The 17483-nt window shown below is 63.4% G+C and carries 11 protein-coding genes; 6 read left to right on the plus strand and 5 right to left on the minus strand.

Annotated elements, in window-relative coordinates; translation table 11 throughout:
- Position 1 precedes the first annotated feature (1 nt).
- From OVA24_RS02910 to OVA24_RS02920, 3 genes are read left to right on the plus strand one after another with little or no spacing between them, the layout of a single operon-like run.
- Entirely contained in the window at positions 2-1636 is a 1635-nt protein-coding gene (locus tag OVA24_RS02910; RefSeq protein ID WP_267673343.1) for an ABC transporter permease, read from the plus strand.
- Positions 1633-2628, plus strand: coding sequence for an ABC transporter ATP-binding protein (locus tag OVA24_RS02915; protein WP_267673345.1), 996 nt, complete (start codon positions 1633-1635; stop codon positions 2626-2628). Before OVA24_RS02910 ends, OVA24_RS02915 begins: the two co-directional genes overlap by 4 nt.
- A 51-nt stretch (positions 2629-2679) precedes the next feature.
- Positions 2680-3639, plus strand: coding sequence for a hypothetical protein (locus tag OVA24_RS02920; RefSeq protein WP_267673347.1), 960 nt, complete (start codon positions 2680-2682; stop codon positions 3637-3639).
- Positions 3640-3858: 219 nt separating this feature from the next.
- On the opposite strand, the gene OVA24_RS02925 is transcribed toward OVA24_RS02920, so the two are convergent.
- The gene (locus tag OVA24_RS02925) at positions 3859-6465 is read right to left on the minus strand and encodes a VPS10 domain-containing protein (protein WP_267673349.1); all 2607 of its coding nucleotides are present in this window, start codon (positions 6463-6465) and stop codon (positions 3859-3861) included.
- A gap of 219 nt (positions 6466-6684) precedes the next feature.
- Here OVA24_RS02925 and mpl point away from each other — a divergent pair, with 219 nt between their 5' ends.
- Entirely contained in the window at positions 6685-8070 is a 1386-nt protein-coding gene (gene mpl, locus OVA24_RS02930) for a UDP-N-acetylmuramate:L-alanyl-gamma-D-glutamyl-meso-diaminopimelate ligase (RefSeq protein ID WP_267673351.1), read from the plus strand.
- A 12-nt stretch (positions 8071-8082) separates the two neighbouring features.
- Here the strand turns inward: mpl and OVA24_RS02935 are convergent, their stop codons facing one another.
- Both OVA24_RS02935 and OVA24_RS02940 read right to left on the minus strand, forming a co-directional pair.
- Positions 8083-9363: a hypothetical protein gene (locus tag OVA24_RS02935; RefSeq protein WP_267673353.1), complete on the minus strand. Its 1281-nt coding sequence runs from the start codon at positions 9361-9363 to the stop codon at positions 8083-8085.
- The gene (locus OVA24_RS02940; protein WP_267673355.1) at positions 9360-11363 is read right to left on the minus strand and encodes an RNA polymerase sigma factor; all 2004 of its coding nucleotides are present in this window, start codon (positions 11361-11363) and stop codon (positions 9360-9362) included. Before OVA24_RS02940 ends, OVA24_RS02935 begins: the two co-directional genes overlap by 4 nt.
- A 163-nt stretch (positions 11364-11526) precedes the next feature.
- Between OVA24_RS02940 and OVA24_RS21340 the strand changes: the two genes are divergently transcribed.
- Both OVA24_RS21340 and OVA24_RS02955 read left to right on the plus strand, forming a co-directional pair.
- A complete protein-coding gene (locus OVA24_RS21340; RefSeq protein ID WP_324287885.1) occupies positions 11527-15402 on the plus strand; it encodes an autotransporter-associated beta strand repeat-containing protein in 3876 nt (1291 codons plus the stop codon).
- 93 nt (positions 15403-15495) lie between these two features.
- Positions 15496-16353, plus strand: coding sequence for a sugar phosphate isomerase/epimerase family protein (locus OVA24_RS02955; protein ID WP_267673357.1), 858 nt, complete (start codon positions 15496-15498; stop codon positions 16351-16353).
- Between the two features lie 90 nt (positions 16354-16443).
- Here OVA24_RS02955 and OVA24_RS02960 read toward each other — a convergent pair whose 3' ends face one another.
- Together OVA24_RS02960 and OVA24_RS02965 are read right to left on the minus strand one after the other, a co-directional pair.
- Positions 16444-16905, minus strand: a complete 462-nt coding sequence (locus OVA24_RS02960) for a hypothetical protein (protein WP_267673358.1) — start codon at positions 16903-16905, stop codon at positions 16444-16446.
- Entirely contained in the window at positions 16902-17444 is a 543-nt protein-coding gene (locus OVA24_RS02965; protein ID WP_267673360.1) for a GNAT family N-acetyltransferase, read from the minus strand. Before OVA24_RS02965 ends, OVA24_RS02960 begins: the two co-directional genes overlap by 4 nt.
- Between the last annotated feature and the right edge of the window lie 39 nt (positions 17445-17483).

Consider the following 17483-nt stretch of genomic DNA (forward strand, 5'->3'; position numbering starts at 1 on the left):
GATGCCTGCCGATGATCCCACGAAACCCCTCCCGCCGCGTCATGCGGCCGGGAGACGTTTCGTGGTCGCCGGGGTCTGGCTTCCCGCGCTGGTGGTGCTCGTGCCCGTGCTGGTGGTCCTTTGGCGCGCCGGCATGCCCGGCGGGGAGGAATGGACCCGCATCTCCCAGGAACGTCTGCCCGCCTACCTGCGCCAGACGCTGATCCTGGTCGCCGGGGTCACCTCGCTCTCCATCGTTTTCGGAGTGCCCGCCGCGTGGTTCGTTTCCACCTGCCGCTTCCCGGGCCGCAGGTTTTTCGAGGTGGCCATGCTGCTGCCCATCGCCATGCCCGGCTTCATCGCCGCCGTGGCCTATGTCGATGCCTTCCGCGGACTCATTCCCTTCTACATCTGGATCCGGAGAAACTTCGGGGTGGACGCGTTCCTGAAGTCGCAGGAGATCATGCCGTGGATCTTCGCCACGGTGGTCCTCGCGGCCACCCTGTTCCCCTATGTCTATCTGAGCTGCCGGGCGGTCTTCGTGCGGCAGGCAGCCGGTCCGCTGGAGGCGGCGCGCCTGCTGGGCGCGGGGGCCTTCCGCAGGTTCCTCACCATCGCCCTGCCGATGGCCCGTCCCGCCGTCGCCGCAGGTGCCGCGCTGGTGGCGATGGAGGCGGTGAATGATTACGGCGTCGTTTCCCATTTCGGCCTTTCGCCCCTCACCCCCGGCGTGTTCCGGGCGTGGAATGAAGGCCAGCTCGTTTCCGCCATGCGGCTCGCCGTGGTACTCATGGCGGTGGTGGTCGTGCTGCTCGCCGCGGAGCGCTGGCAGCGTGGAGGGAAGAAATTTTCGTCCGATTCACCGGACATGCCGTTGACGCGCGCGGACGCCGGCATCACCGGAACGGCGCTGGCGTGGCTGGCCTGCGGCCTGCCGCTGGTCCTCGGTTTCGTCATCCCCGGCTGGCGGCTGCTGCGTTGGACCCTCGCTTCGTGGGAGGTCATGAACTGGCCGGACAATCTCCGCGCTGCGGGAAATTCCTTCATGCTCGCCTCTGGGGCCGCCGTGTTGGTAGTGGTCGGGACCATCATCCTCGTCGGCGGTTGCCGTGCCTACGGGGGCCGGTGGCTGTTGCTCGCCCGTCAGACCGGCATCCTCGGTTACGCCTATCCCAGCGCGATGGTGGCGGTGGGCACCGGTGTGCTCGTTTCCGTCCTCGCCTTCGACTTTCCCGGCTGGGCGTGGCTCGCGTTGAGCGCCTCCACCTTCGGCCTGTTCCTCGCCTATTTCATCCGCTTCCTGGCCGTGGGCATCCAGCCCGCCGCCGCCGCGTTCGAGCGTCTGCCCGCCAGCCTGCATGAGGCGGGTCGCATGCTCGGCACCGGCCCGCTGCGCACGCTGCGGGTGGTGGACCTGCCGCTCATCCGCCCCGCGCTGGTTGCGGGGGCGACGCTGGCTTTCATCGATGTCTTCAAAGAACTGACCATGACGCTGGTGCTGCGCCCGTTCAACTTCGAGACCCTCGCCACGCTCACCTTCCGTCTCACCGATGAGAGCCGCATCCCGGAAGCGGCGCTGCCCGGCCTGCTGATGGTCGCGCTCGGTCTGCTCGGCCTCATCCCACTCGTCCGCCTGATGCGCCCCGCCTCGAAATGAATCTCCTGGAAATCCACAACCTTTCGAAAACCTACCGCGGCGGCGTCCGGCCCGCCGTTCATGGTGCGACCGTCGCTTCGGCTCCGGGAGAGATCCTCTCGCTGGTCGGTGAGAGTGGCAGCGGGAAGACCACGCTCCTCCGCCTCATCGCCGGGCTGGAATCCCCGGACGAAGGAACCATCACCCTGACGGACCGCGTCATCTCCGCGCCGGGCCGTGGCATCCAGCCGGAGAAGCGCGGCATCGGCATGGTGTTCCAGCATCATGCGCTGTTTCCTCATCTCACGGTGGAGAGGAACATCTCCTATGGCATCCGCAGGCTGCCCCGCACGGAGCGCGCGGAAACCGTCCGCTCCCTGCTGGAACTCGTCGGCCTGCCCGGCTTCGGTGGCCGCTATCCGCACCAGCTTTCCGGCGGGGAACGCCAGCGCGTCGCCCTTGCCCGTGCCCTCGCGCCGAAGCCGGAACTCCTGCTGCTGGACGAACCGTTCGCCAGCCTGGACGCGGGCCTGCGCGAGGAACTCCGTGAGGAAACCCGCCGCGTGCTGAAACGCCACGGCAGCAGTGCCGTCTTCGTCACCCATGATACCGCGGACGCGCTCACTGTCGCCGACCGCATCGTCGTGCTCAACCAGGGGACCATCCAGCAGATCGGCACGCCTGCGGAAATCTATGGCCGCCCCGCGAACGCCTATGTCGCATCCTTTTTCGGAGCCTGCAATTTCGTGCCGCCCGGGCAGTTGGCCACCTGCCTCCACATCGGCCCCGGTCCGGAAACGGAAGGCCTCTGGCTGAGGCCGGAATCACTCGCCCTCGTCGCGTTCGGTGAAGGCCTCACCGGCGTCATCACCACCGTCCGCTTCCGTGGCACCCACCATGAAGTCATCCTCGACTGCCGTTGCGAAATCCATGGCGCGTTCACCATCCAGCTCCACCACCCGGGAGATCAGCCGGTCGCGGTCGGTGAGACCTGGTTGATCGCCCCGCGGTGAGCGATTGGGGGGATCTTGACGTATCCCGGCAGTGCCATCCATGATACCGGGATGAGATTTCTTCCTCTGCTGATGGCCGTCGTCGCATCACCCGCTGCGGAGGCGTGCCTTTGGGATGGCGACACCATTGCTTCGGAAAAGGCGCGGTTTCCCGGAGTGGACAAAGTGATCTTCGGAGAGTTTCCACGACATTCCAGAGAGTTTTACGAATGGAGGAAAAAGGAAAGTGAAGCGGGCATCGCCGCCGATCCATCACGGCTGGAACTCTATGACGATCTCGCCGTAGCCCAGCACAAACTGGGTGATCACCAAGGGGCGATCGAAACCATGAAAACGAAAGATGGGATCAAGCCGGGTCTCTATGAAACACTGTCGAACACCGGAACCTTCTATATCTACACTGGTGATCTTTCGGCCGCCCTGGGGCGGATCGAAAAGGCGCTGGAGGTGAATCCGAACGCTCATTTCGGACGTGAGAAGTATCAGAAATGGCTCATCGAATGGATGCTCGAAGGGAGGCCGGAAGAGAAAGCCAACATGCATGATCCGAATTTGGGTAAGGTGGGATTCGCCGGGTGGGTGGCGAAAAAGCACGAAGCCGCTGGAGAAGGGAAGGAGCTGACCGAACCCATCAGAAAAGAGGCAATCCAAGCGGTGCTTGGAATGATGCGCTTCGCGGATTTCGACAACCCGATCCTCCAGGAAATTCTCGGGGATCTTCTTATATCGGGCATGATGGACAAGAATGCCTCAATTCATGCGAGCTTTGCGTATCTGAGTGCCTATTCGCGCGTTCAGGAACCCGAAGCCAGGAAACGGCTGACTGAAAAATTCCAATGGGCGGCGGGAACCATCCAAGGCGGTGATCCGAAGTTGCTCGCCGAGCTGTTGAAGAAAGGCTTGGCGAAGGGAGCGAGGCTGACGGGCGGGATCCGCCATGACGAAATCGCCTGGATCGCCGCCGGAAAGGATGTCTCCGCCGAGTTCAACAGGAAGTATCTGAGGCCCTGACGGTCTGCGGGAATGGAAAAGACAACCGTGGCTGCTGCGTCCCGCAGCAGGCCGTGACATCGGCGTCCCGCCGATGGTCCGTGTGAGCCATCACGCTACGGAAGAGTGCGCTCCCTTGCTCCCAATTCAGAATGGACGGGATCTTTCCATGTGGAATCGAGTGGAGGGGATGTGTTTCCACAGCCGTCATGGCGCAGCCATGACGCTACGGAACCATCCTCATTGGTTGGTCTTATAAAGTCCCACGCCGGCAGCCCACAGCTCGCGGGTGGCGGGGTTGAAGCGCAGCACCATCGGTTTCACGAAGGGGATGTCGCCGGTGATGTTGGTCCAGGTCGCGCCGTGGTCGGTGGACTTGTGGATGCCACCGATGGCCGTGTTTCCCCAGTTGATGTTGGAGACCCAGATCGTCTTCGGGTCACCCGGATCGACCTCCAGTCCGACGGTGGACATGCCCTGCGGGAAGTTCGTCAGCTTCTTCCAGGTCTTGCCGTGGTCGGTGCTGCGGTGCAGTTGCGCTCCGGAGGCATAGATGGCCCCGTCCGTGGCAACGTGGAGGTTCCAGACGAAGTTCTCATTGGCGAAAACATTCTGCCAGGTGTTGCCCCCATCCTCGCTGCGCCAGACGCCTCCGCCCGCGCCGCAGGCACCCCAGAAGATCCGCTTGGAGTCCGTCGGGTCCACGGCCAGGCCGTAGAACATCCGGCGGCTGCCGGGTTGGTTGGGCATCTGCTTCCATGAAGCGCCGCCGTCCGTCGATTTGAAGATCCCGCCGCCGTTGTGGCCTTCCTCCTTATCACCATCGAGGCCCATGTAGACGATGCTCGGATCCTTCGGATCCACCGCCAGCGCACGCGGATAGCCACGGCCCCACATCGTGTTTTTCTTCAGCCTCTTATCGGGAAGGCCGTCCTTGATGATCTTGAACGTCTTGCCACCGTCCTCGCTGAGAACCGTGCTCTGGCTGCCATCGTCCCATGGGGAAACGGTGGCGATCACACGTTCCTTGCCTGCCACTTCATTGACCGCCACGCGCCAGTTGTGGCCGCTGAAACCGCGCACGTGGGAGAGCGGCCAGAGCTGCTGCCAGGTCTTTCCGCCGGAGTCGCTCGCCAGCGTGCCCTCGTCCATGACCGAGACGAAAGTTCTGCCTTTCGAGAAACGCACATCCGTGATGACGGAAATGTCCGCCCCCGCGTCACGCTCGGTCCAGGTCACACCGCCGTCCGTGCTGTGCGGGCAGCGCCAGTTCGCGCTGATGAACAGCTCCTTTCCATCGCGCGGATTCACCGCGATGTTCGTCGGCGCGCTGAGCGACGTCATGCCGTTGGAGACGTTGTCCAGCGTCGGGTTCGCCGTGGGATCCACCTTCAGCCTCGATGAGGATTTCCAAGTCTTTCCTCCATCCTCGGAACGATAGAACCTGCCGTTCCAACTGATGCTGCCGATCGCATAGACATCCAGCGGGTTCGTCGGGCTGACGACCACCTCCATGATCTCCATGCCCTTTTCGATCCCCTCCGAGGATGGCATCCAGGTCTTGCCGCCGTCGGTGGACTTGTGGATGCCGTCCTTGTGGAAGGCCCCGTAGATGATGTCCGGGTTCACCGGGTCGAAGGCGGAGCTGCCGGCCTGCGGCGGGGTGCCCACCCGGTTCCAGGTCTTCCCCGCGTCCCTGCTCAGCAGCAGCCCGTCATTCTGGGTGCCTGCCAGCACCAGCGACGGGTTCTTCGATGAAACATTCACCGCATACACGGTCCCGGCCGCCACGGGGCCGAGCTTGATGTTGCCGAAGAACTGCAACGTCCTGTCCGTCTTGAAATCACGGATGGTCGCCTTCACCGGTTTGGCCGCCGGGCCGCTGGTGAAGAAAAATTCCTTCAGTTCCAGCACCGTCTGCTCCGCAGGCAGGTTGCCGGAAATCGCCAGGTCGAACCGGTCGATCGCCGCCCAGTCCGGGGTGGGGTTTTTCGCCGCCGCTTCCGGGTTCTTCTTCGCATACCCCGGCTCGACGATGAAATCCGCCGCACCCATGACGATGTCCTGCCACTCCGTGTTCTTGTAGTGCGGGGCCAGGTTCTTGCTCCGGTAGGTGATGCCCGACTTCGTCCGCGCCGTGAAATAGGAATCCTTCGCGGTGGATCCATCGCCCTTCACCGTGAAGCCGACCCCGGAAAGCTGCGACGTGTTCGCCGTCGCCGGGACCGTCACCGGGATGGCGATGTCACCAAAGAATTCCGCGTTCACCTTCCCATACTGAACGCGCAGGGTATCCCCGCCGCCTGCGGCTTCCTTTGACCAGGACACGGTCCACGTCTCCCCGCCGTCCACGGATTTGTAGACCTTCCCGCCGGGGCTGGCCGCGTAGAGATTTTTCCCATTCGTCGGATCGACCGCCAGCGCGCGCACGCTCTTGTCGCGCTCCGCGGTGATCCGGAGTTCCTTTTTCCCGGTGTTGGGCAGCGTCTTCCAGCTCCCGCCCGCGTCGGTGCTCTTGCTCACCCCGTCCTCGGTGACCGCATAGACCGTGTCGGGATTCGTCCGGTCCACGGCGACCGAATAGACCGCGTAGGAAACCAGGCCGTTGTTGATCATCTTCCACTGCTTGCCGTGATCGTCGGTCCGGTAGATCCCCGCGACATCGCCGCCGAGATACATGGTCCCCTTCTTCGTCGGGTGATACTCCGCGGCCCAGAAAAAGCCGCCGCCCCCCCAGCCGGCCTGCTCCCATTTCGTTTCCGCGGCAGTTGCGTGGCCGGGGGAGAGAATCGTGGAGGCCAGCAGCCCCCATTTCAGTGGTTTGGGTAGGTTTCGTAGTGAGGACATGGAGGATCGGGTAGGGGCTTCCGTCAGCGTCAGCCGTAACTTTCCGGAAGCGGCGGTTCTTTCACAAATGGCTGCCGGGATCACCCGACCTGCCCAGATGGCCAATCAGCCTGTTTTTTGATGGCCTCCGGTGTCCATTCCCAAAATGACGGGGAAACGGATGATTGACGTCCGGGCAGGGACATCCACCATCCCGCGACTCACGCATTTTCCCGCTTCATGGCAGACAAGACCCGCTTCCACTTCACTGGCATCTGTGGCACCGCCATGGGGGCCGTCGCCGCCGCCATGAAACAGCGCGGATTCACCGTCACCGGTTCCGACGCCGCCGTGTATCCGCCCATGTCCGACTTCCTGCGGAATCAGGGCATCACCATCGCGGAGGGCTACAAGGAAGAGCACATCCCGGCGGATGCGGATGTGGTCATCATCGGAAACGCCATTTCCCGTGGAAATCCGGAGGCGGAAGCCGCGCTCGACCGCAAGCTGCTCTACCATTCCCTGCCGGAGGTCATGAAGGAGTTCTTCCTCCGCGGAAAGAGGAACCTCGTCGTCTCCGGCACCCACGGAAAAACCACCACCTCCTCCATGCTGGCGTCCGTGCTCCGTGATGCGGGGAAAAACCCCGGCTTCATGATCGGCGGCCTGCCGAAGAACCTCGGCTGCGGCGCCTACTTTCCGGATTCCGAATTCAACGTCCTGGAGGGCGACGAATACGACACCGCCTTCTTCGACAAGCGCTCGAAGTTCCTCCACTACCTGCCGGACTGCGTGGTGGTGAACAACATCGAGTTCGACCACGCGGACATCTACAACTCGCTGGACGAAATCAAGCTGACCTTCCGCCGCCTGCTCAACATCGTCCCCCGCAGTGGCCGTGCCTTCGTCAACGGGGATGACCCCAACTGCCTGGACGTCTCCGCCAACGCGCCATGCCCGGTGACCCGCGTGGGTCTCGGGGAGAACTGCGATCTGCGCATCGAAAACGTCAGCTATGAGCCGGAGCGCAGCTCGTTCACCCTCGGTGGCGTGCCGTATTCCGTCCGCATGACGGGGGAGTTCAACGTCCGCAATGCCGCGATGGCCGCCGCCGCCGCCACCTTCGCCGGGCTTTCCCCGGAGGAAATCCGCGCCGGACTGGAGAATTTCGAGGGCGTCGCCCGCCGTCAGGAACTGAAGGGCGAGGTGAACGGCATCAAGGTGGTCGATGACTTCGCGCACCACCCCACCGCCATCAAGCTGGCGGTGCAGAGCCTGCGCCAGAAGTTCAACGGCGACCGGCTGTGGGTGCTTTTCGAACCGCGTTCGAACACCACCCGCAGGGCCGTTTTCCAGAATGAACTGGCCGAGGCGCTGGCCACCGCGGACTGCGCCGTGGTCGCCGCCATCCCGGACCTCCACAAGATCCCGGAAAACGACCGGCTTGATCCCGAAAAGCTGGCATCCGACATCGTCCGCCTCGGCGGCGAGTGCGCCTACCTGGCGGATGTCGATGCCATCGTCGCCTACGTCTCAGAGCGTGCCGCCACCGGGGATGTCATCGCCGTGCTCAGCAACGGCGGCTTCGGCGGCATCCACGGCAAGCTGCTGGAGGCGCTGGCCTGACCGGGCGGCGGATCACTGCTTCAGGTTCCGGTCGCCCGCGAAAGCGGACCACGCGGACGGATCCTTTTTCCGCCATTCGTTGCGGATCACCGCCAAGGCATGGCTGCGGTCCCTCCCGACCGGGAGCATCATAGCGGCGTCCGCGGCCTCGGCTGGATCTGTGTTGGCGAGTTCCATGGCATAGTTCTTCGCAGCCGTGTTCCGCATGGTCCCTTCCGGTTGTCCGTCCAGCCAGACGCGAACCGCGGCGCGGTCCTGCTTCATCCAGACCCGGATGAAGCCACCGACGGGATGCTCCCGGGGGCCGGAGTGCTCCAGCCCCGCCACCCAGTCCGCCCATAGCCCCGGCTCGTCGCCCTCCATCTGGAGCTCGTACACCAGCTTCGATTTTTCCTCAGCGGTGAACTCGGCGTCCACCAACCGGACCGCTTCGTCATGCGGCCACGCTGGGAGCTTGCCGATGAGGCGGACAATGTATTGGTTCCGGAGATCGGCGGCCACCGGAGACCCCGGTTGCTTCGCGGCTTCCGTCCGCAGGGCGGCGAGGAAAGCGCGGTGCTCGCCTGGGTTTCTCAGATGATCTCCGATCGCTGTGTGGAGTCCATGCAGATTCAGCATCTCCTCGGCCCCTTCCGGAGAAAGCAGATGGGAGATCAATTCCACAGGCTCCAGCCGGGCGCGGGCGGCATAGATCGCCGGGCGAACAACTGAGTCGATGGGGCCGGACAAGCCATCCGACGCCATCTTGTTGAATGTGCGGATGGCGAATGCCGGGTCCGCGGGGATGCTGCGGTTGAAGGCCAAGATGAGAAATTCCGCGCGGGCGGGGATTTCTCCGAGTTCCAATCCGAGCAGCAGGGCCTCCTTGGGATTCCCCTCGACGAAGGCATAAAGGAAAAAGTAGGTCACCTCACTGCGGGAGGCCGGGTCCATTCCGGCGGAGGCGGTCTCGATGAGCGCCATCACCTCCTCCCGGTTCAGGCCTGCCAGTTCCTTCTGGAACCGCCTCGATAGCTCCATGATCGCCAAGTAGTGGGCGCGTGGCTCCAGACCACCCCGGCCCGGATCATCCGCCATCCGCCGGAAATCCCGGACGAGGCCGACGATCTCTTCCCGCTTTGGCTCCGAAAGGGGCATCCGGGGAGCGGGGCGGCGTTCCGAGCGGAACCGGATTTCGGGCGCGGCTGGCTGGAGCCGCGTGTTCTCCTGCCGCAGCCGCTCAAGCTCCGGCTGACGCAGCAAGCCGATGGCCAGCGCCAGGATCGGTATCGGGATGAGGTGGTAGGGTTTCATTTCGTGCGGCGGAGTTTTTCGATCACCTGGGCCCTTTTCTCCGGATCCTTGATGCGCTCCGCGTGCTTGAGCGCTTCATCGAGATGGCCGCTGAAATCATGGTTCATCAGGATCATGGAAATGGCGGGATCGCCCAGTTCCACCGGCGCGTTCAGGATCTGGAGCTGTGCCTGGGCCATGCCGGCATCGCGCTTCCTGCTTTCCTCCCCGGCATCCGCCGCAAGCTGGGAGGCGAGATCCGGTGCCAGCCGCTTGGCGACTTCCATCATTCCCCCGTTGATCCGTTCGACGACGGTTCCGTCAGGCTGGCGGACGCTGCTGCGGGCCATTCGCGCCAGATGCCGCGCCACCATGATCTTTTCCGCTTCGGTGAAATCCACCCCTGCGAGGAACTCCTCCAGGTCACGGGGGGCGACGCTGCCTGGCTGGAAGATGACCGGCAGTTCCTTCGCCACCTGGGAGGGTGCGAATTCACGGAACAGGGCGAGCAGGTTGGCAGTTTTTCGGACGGGTGCAGGCGGCCTCCCTTCTCCGGTGAAAGTGATGCCCGTGTTCTTCGAGCGGGTTCCCATCGTGAGGTTCCCGAAAAATGTCGGACGTTCTGCCTCCGGCAGTGACAACACCAGTTCTCGCGCCAGCCCGGGGTCAGACAGGAGCAGGGAATCGAGCAGCGGGATGGTCAGCTCGCCGAGGCTGTCCCGGCGGGGGCTGGAAACACCCAGCTCCGGACCATAACGTTCGCGGAGATTGCCCGCCTGGAACCAGTCATATGCCGCCCGCGGGTCCGCTGCCGCCCAGTGGCCCAGAATATTCCCTGCACCGGTCCGGTTCAGGGCGCGGGGCAGGTTCACTCCTGCCGGAAATGCGGTCAGCAGGGTCTCCAATGCCAATCGGGGATCCCGCTTTGCCAAGGTGAATGCCAGCGTGCGCAGCGTGGCGTATTTTGTATCCCGGTTCATGGTTTCCGCCGCGCCTTTCCGGATGAGTTCGACAAGAGTGGGGGTATCGAGGTTTTCGAGATCAGCCGCATAGGCCTCCGCCTGGAGATCCGGTGTGCCGGGCATCGCATGATTGCCGAGCGACCGGCGGATCCCATCCCAGCGGTCGCCCAGAGCGATGAAATCCAGATTCGCCGCGCCCCCCGTGGCAGTCGCGACGACCCGCTGCCGGGAAGGGGCCCCGCCTCCGGCGGGACCGCCCGGGGCGGAGGCTGTGAGTTCCCGGTTCCGCGCGGCGGCGGATGAGATGGCGGATTGCTGGACCGCCAGCGGCAGGCCGCAGACCAGCACGGCGGCGGGGATGAGGACTTTCGGTTTCATGGATAGTAGTGCGGTGATGGGACCGGTGGATGAGGGAGTGGACCAGGCGGCCGCTGCGGCGGTGGCAGCCAGCGAAACGGGTGCCGCCTTGGCGAACTCCGCGGAGAGACCTGCCGCGATGACGGAGGCGGAAAGCGCCACACCCCGCGCCCGCAGCAGCCGGGACAGCTTTTCCAGCGCGCGGCGGGATTGCTTCTGCACCGCGTCCGCGGATTTCCCCAGGATGCCGGCGATCTGCGGAAAGCTCCGGTTTCCGAAAAAATGGAGCATCAGCACGGTTCGGTCCGCTTCCGGGAGCTTGTCCAGCGCACCGTCCAGCAGCGGGACGGCGTCTGTCCAGATGGAGCCGGAGCCCGGACTGGAGGGCGTTTCTTCCGGGGGTGGCAGGTGTTTCCGCCGTTGGTAGGAGCATTCGGAGCGCATGGCCTTCAGGGATTCCAGGATGGTCGCGCGGTGCAGCCATGGGGCGAGCCGCTCCGGGTGCCGGGCCAGGTTGCCCGCCTTTCTGGCCATCGCGCACAGCACGTTCTGGCTCACCTCCTCCGCCAGCGGGCGGTTCCCTGTGCGCCGCAGCGCCGTGTGGAAGATCAACCCCAGATACCGGTCCGCCAGCGTACGGAAGGACTTTTCGTCCCGGGTCGCGGCGAAGGTGGTCAGGAGCGTGGCGTCGGAATCCGGCATGGTTTCACAAGGGAACACCACCTCACGCCCGGATGCGGACAATTATTTTCACGCCGCATCTCCCTGCGGGCCGGGAAAATTTGATTGCCGCCGGGCGGAGGAAAGATAGGGGTTGGGATCATACCTTTTTGGTGTATATACATTTTAAAAACCCCAAAACCCGATGAAACCCTCTCGCCTTCCCGCTTTCCTCCGTCGTGCTCTGGCTTTGGCCGCCCTGACCAGCCTTGGTTCCTCCCCGGCTCTGGCAGCCACCTGGTATTGGGATACTGACTCCGCGACCAGTGGCGCCCAGCAGGGGGCCGGCACATGGGCCGCCGGCGGCACAAGCTGGTGGGACGGCGCCGCCAACGTATCGTGGAACAATGCGGCCGGAAACGTCGCCCATTTCGGCAGCCAGACCAACGCGGGGATCACCGCGACGGCCGATGCAAGCCGGACAATCACGGTTTCCAACACCGTGAACGCCGCAGGGCTGGTCTTCAACGCGACCACCGAGAACAGCTACATCCTGAGCGGCGGAGAGATTGTCCTCGCGGACGGATCGACCATCGACGTCAGGGGATCGAACAGCACCGATACGGCGACCAAGCGCCACCGCATCACCAGCACCATTTTAGGGAATAACATCAACATCACGCGCTCCACCACCACCAGTCTGGCCATGCTCCGGCTGTTCGGAAACAACGCATGGACCGGAACCCTTTCGCTCTCCGCAGGCTCAAATGAGGGGATTTTTGTCGAAGCGCTGAACGTAGGTGCCATCAATACCCTGAGCACTGTCTCGGTTGGGGCGAACGCAAGCATGATCCTTGCCACAGGATCCACCTTCACCCCGGCGTTCACCCTCAACGGAAGCGGTGCGGCCGCCCGGGGGGCGATCCGCTTCGACACCACCGGCGCCATTGTCTCCGGGGCGGTGACGCTGACGGGACCTTCGACGATCAACGTCAACTCCGGTATCACCGGCACCATATCAGGTCCCATCACTCAGGGCGGCCACACGCTGACTGTCACCCCAAGTGGCGGTATTCTGATCCTGAGTGGGAACAACACCCTTTCCTCTGTGAACCTGTCCGGCGGGAACCTGGCATTGTCCGGGAACAACACGATTACGGGTAACATTGCCGTCGGAGCGCACAGTCTGTCTCTGTCCGGTACCAACACGTTCACGGGAGCGGGCAAGATCACCCTCAACGGGGGGTCGCTTACGCTCGGTCGGCCGGGTTCCTTGGGTACTGGGGCGAATCCCATCGTCCTTAACGGAGACGCCAACACGATTGTCGCCATGGTTGGCGCGGGTGGTTTCAGCGAGACTGAGTATGCCGCGCTGCCCACCATGGCAACCACCGGTGGCGGGACAGCCGCCTTCGGCATGGGTGCCCTGTCCGACTTCACCTGGGACGGTGCCCTCTCCGGCACCCGTGGTTTTGCCAAGAGTGGTCCTGGTACCCTCACCCTCCTGGGTACCCGCTCCGACAGCGGCGGGATCCAGATCCGTGAAGGATCGCTGCGGATCTATCAGATTGGTGATGGAGGCCAGAACTCCTCGATCGGAAGTTCCCCTTCCACCGCGTCCAGCGTGCTCCTCAGCGGCGGACGCCTGATGTATGTCGGACCGGCGGCCCAGACCGACCGGTTGTTCACCATGAGCGCCAGTTCCATGATCGACTCCTCCGGTCACGGTCCCCTCCGTTTCACCAATACCGGCACCATCGTCCACTCAGGCAATTCGGGGCGAACCCTCACTCTCACTGGCTATGCACCGGGTGAGAACAGAATCGCCAGCATCATCCCGAACACGAGCAACAATACGGCGATTGGCGTCACCAAGCAGGGCACGGCGGCTTGGACGCTCGCCGGCACCAACACCTATACCGGGACCACCCGCAACAACGGCGGTATCCTGACCCTGGACTACAGCGCCGGGGCGGATCCCGTCAGCACCGGAGCGGTCCACCTGAACGCCGGTGAGATCCGCATCAAGGGCACCACCGGCGGAACCACGGAGACGTTCAGCACCTTCCAGCTTGCGATTAACCAGCACACCGCGGCCACCCTGAAGTTTGAGAACCGGGTCAACCTCACCGCCACGACCTTTACCCACGGAGGCAGCACGCAGCGCAACGACCTCATCGATATCTCAAGCAATCCCAACAACTCGTTCACGATCACCGCCCTCAATTCCAACAACGCCATGAGGGTTGTGAACGGGGTGCTCATGGCGAACGCCTCCACGACCACCAACGGCCGTGCCAACCTGATCCTGCGTGACAAGGATGGAACCTACGGGTTCCCGACGTTGAGCGGCGGAACCTCCGGCAACCTGGTCAAGATCAGCGCCTCCACCGCGGACTCCAACATTGTCACTTATACCAACGGCGCGACCGCCGTTTTCAACGACAATACCAAGAACTACAGGATCACCAAAGGGGAATACAGCGCCAGCGGGATCTGGGACACCGCCGGCAACTATGAGAACATGCTGTTCAACACCATCACGTTGGACTCGACGGCCCCTGCCGTCGCTTTTGAGAACGAGATCAGCCTGTCGTTGAACACCGGCCGCTTTTCCCCGGGGATGGGCAGCGGACAGAACAGCGGAAAAGGCATCCTGATCACAGGGAACAACAATGTGACGATCTCCAATGCCGAATTCTTCAACTCGAACACCCAGCCGATCTGGTTCCACAATTATCTGGAGCCGAACGCCAAGTTCAAAATCGAAGCCGACTTCGACCAGCAGTTCCTCATTTTCGGCGGCACCGGATTCACCGAGCACGTGGGATTCTTCCAGAAGACGGACAACTTCTTCCTCCACGGCTCCACGGTGCGCCTTTCACGCGGCCAGATCCTCTTCCCATCGGAGGGCAACTTCCGGGTTGCGGAGGGCGGCGTCCTCGAGGTGAACGCGGACTTCTTCAGCCTCGGGCTGTATCCCGAATGGGATCAGGTGGATTTCGCGAAGCCGCTGAGAACCACCCCGGCCGGCGGCATCGCATTTTACGGAGACTCCGGAATGAGCGCCTATTCCACTGCGGCGCCGACCCCTTCGGTGCCGATCCCCAAGAGAGTGGTGCACTTCGCGACCTACGACATTTCCGGCGTCCCGAGCAGCCAGCAACTCGTATGGGGAGCTGATCGTTTCCTCACGCAGCCGGATTCCGAGACGGATGGGGACTACACCTTCAAGCTGTCCTCCTCCAGGGCGAACGCCATGCTGGAGTTGCGCAACAACATCAACCTCAACGGCCGCAGCCGGAAGATCGAGGTGGCGAACGGCAGTGCGGATGTTGATGCCCTGCTCAACGGGGTTCTCAGCGGCAGTGACGCCTCCGGCATCATCAAGTCCGGGGCCGGCACGCTTCAACTCGGAGGACAGAACACCTACAAGGGGGAGACCCGCGTCCAGGACGGAACCCTCATGGTCGGACCGGGGAACCTGCATCCTTCATCCACGATCTACATCGCCACATCCGCCACCGGTGGCGCTGGCAAGCTGCACGTCACGGGTGACGTCGCCGTCGCCGCTGTCTACATCGACGGAGCCGCCCAACCCGCGGGGAAGGTGACGAAAGAGAACGTCGTTCTCGGAGGCGGTTCCCTGTATGTCGGCAGCGCCCTCACCCCATACCAGCAGTGGGCGAACAACAACAGCCTCTCGACGGGTGAATCCGCCGCCGACTATGACGCGGACTTCGACGGCGTGAAGAACGGCATCGAATATGCGGTGGGGACGGCTCCGAAGGGCTCGACCCCATCCGTTCTGACCCAGGTGGCAGGTGCCCCCGCGTCGGTGAGGTTCAACCGGGCGACCACTCCGGTCCGCAGCGACCTGACCCTCTATCTGGAGGCCAGTCCGGACCTGGGGGCCGCCACCTGGACGGTGCTGGCGACCAGCACTGCGGGTGCCGCGATGACCAGCAGCGTGGGCGTGAGTGCGACCGTGTCGGAATCCGCAGGCACGGTTACCGTCACCGACAACAGGACCCACGCCACCGGGAAAGTCTTTTACCGCTTGAGGGCCCAGATCCCCTGACGCGGGGTTTTGTTCCGGCATTTCCGCGGCGCGGCTCCTGGATTCGGGAGTTGCGCCGCTTTGCTTTTCGCTCACTCTCGGGCCGCAAATCCTATGAACCGACGCAAACTTCTCACGATGGTGCCAGCCGCCGCGGCCCTTCTTTCGCTCCGCTCGAAAGCCGCCCCCATCCCGGCCTCCGCCGCCACCCAGGCCGGCTTCGCCATTTCCGTCCAGTGCTGGTCGCTGAAGGAATTCACCCTCTTCGAAGCCATCGAAAAGGCCGCTTCCGCCGGTGCCACCGGGGTCGAGATCTTCCCCGGCCAGAAGCTTTCCCCGGAGGATGACACGAAGCTGGGGCCGGACATGGCGGACGACAAGATCCAGGCTCTGAAGGCCCACCTCGAGAAGAACAAGATCGCCGCCGTGAACTTCGGCGTCACCGGCATCGACAAGGACGAGGCGAAGGCCCGACCGGTGTTTGAGTTCGCGAAAAAACTCGGCCTCTACGGCGTCACCACCGAGTCGCTGGGCTCCCTCGACACGCTTGAGAAACTGGCGAAGGAATACGACGTGAAGGTCTGCTTCCACAACCATCCGAAGCCAACGGCTCTCTGGAATCCGGACACCATTTGGAATGCCATCAAGGACCGCCATGAGAACATCGGCTTCTGCGCGGACCTCGGCCACTGGGCCACCTCGGGCCTGGACCCGCTCGAAGTCATCAAAAAGATCGCTCCGCGCGTCCGCTCCTTCCACATGAAGGACCGCGAGATCGTCGGCAAGCCGAGCCGCGACCGCCCGTTCGGCACCGGCGTGATCGACAACTTCGCCATCCTCGATGAGGTCCGCAAACACGGCTTCGCCGGCAACGTCACCATCGAGTACGAATTCAACTGGAAAAACAACGTCACGGAGATCGCCCAGTGCGTCGGCTACCTCCGCGCCTACTCCGCCACCCGCAAGGGCTGATCCGCCTGTAGCATTCACGAAGCCCCGCCCGCACCTGCGGCCGGGGCTTTTCTTGTCTCAAAGGGATAGCGGGCTGTGGTCCGGTCGTTGTTACTTCCCGTCGATCCTCCTCAGCTTCGGTTTGAGCACCGTCCCATCCATCAGCACCACCCGGTGGCTCTCGGCGTTGTCGTCCACCTTCAGAGTGATGAGATAGTAGCTGATCCTTTTCCCCGCCTTGTTGTCCTCCATCAGGTCGAGCTTCCGGACAGGCAGTCCACCGGATTCCGGTTTCGGCTCCACTGAAGCGGATGCCAGCTCGATCGCCTTCGCGGCGGAAAGCGGAGGCATGCCCGATGCGTGGGGCAGCCGCGCGAGCAGCTCGGAGCCGATGAAGAATTCATAGATGAACTGGAGGTCATCCCCCTTCGGATCGGCCTTCAGTGTCGGGTCCAGCATCACGGCATCCGGCACCGCGACCGTAGGTCCTGCATGGAACAGGATCTCCTCCGCATGCGAGGAGCAGGGGAACACCAAGCCCAGACATGCCAACGCTGGAATGAACGATTTCATGGTCCTGCCATCATTTCCCGAATGTCCCGCGGAGTCCATTCCTTCCGCAGCCGGATCTCCGCCAGCTCCGCCCCGCCGATCCGGATTCTCTTCGTCATGCCTTCCGCTGTGAAGCCCAGCCGTTGGTAGAAACCGATGCCGCGCTGGTTCTGTTCCAGCACCCACAGTGTGATGGGAGATCCGGATGGGAAATGGCGCTCCATGGCTTCCATCAATTTTTTTCCGCTGCCGCCGCCCCAGCAGTCAGGGGAGACATAGATGGCGTGGATCTCGGATGTCTTCGCTCCATCGTCATCGCGGCTGCCGCCACCGGAAATCCAACCGGTGATCGATCCTTCCCGGACGGATACCAGCGTGATACTCCCGCTTCCGGCGAGTTCGCCCTCCCAGAAAGCGGTGTGTTTTCCGATGGAAAGCGCGGCCAGATGGTCACCCGGCAGGATACCCGCGTACGCCGCCTGCCAGCAGCGGACATGGATGTCCGCGATGGCCGGTGCATCCGCAGGGACGGCGTCGCGTATCTGGATTTCATCCGGCATTCGCATTCATTGGGAAAATCCCGCCAGGCGGGAAATTTG

It is taken from the genome of Luteolibacter sp. SL250, assembly GCF_026625605.1.
Classification (GTDB): Bacteria; Verrucomicrobiota; Verrucomicrobiia; order Verrucomicrobiales; family Akkermansiaceae; genus Luteolibacter.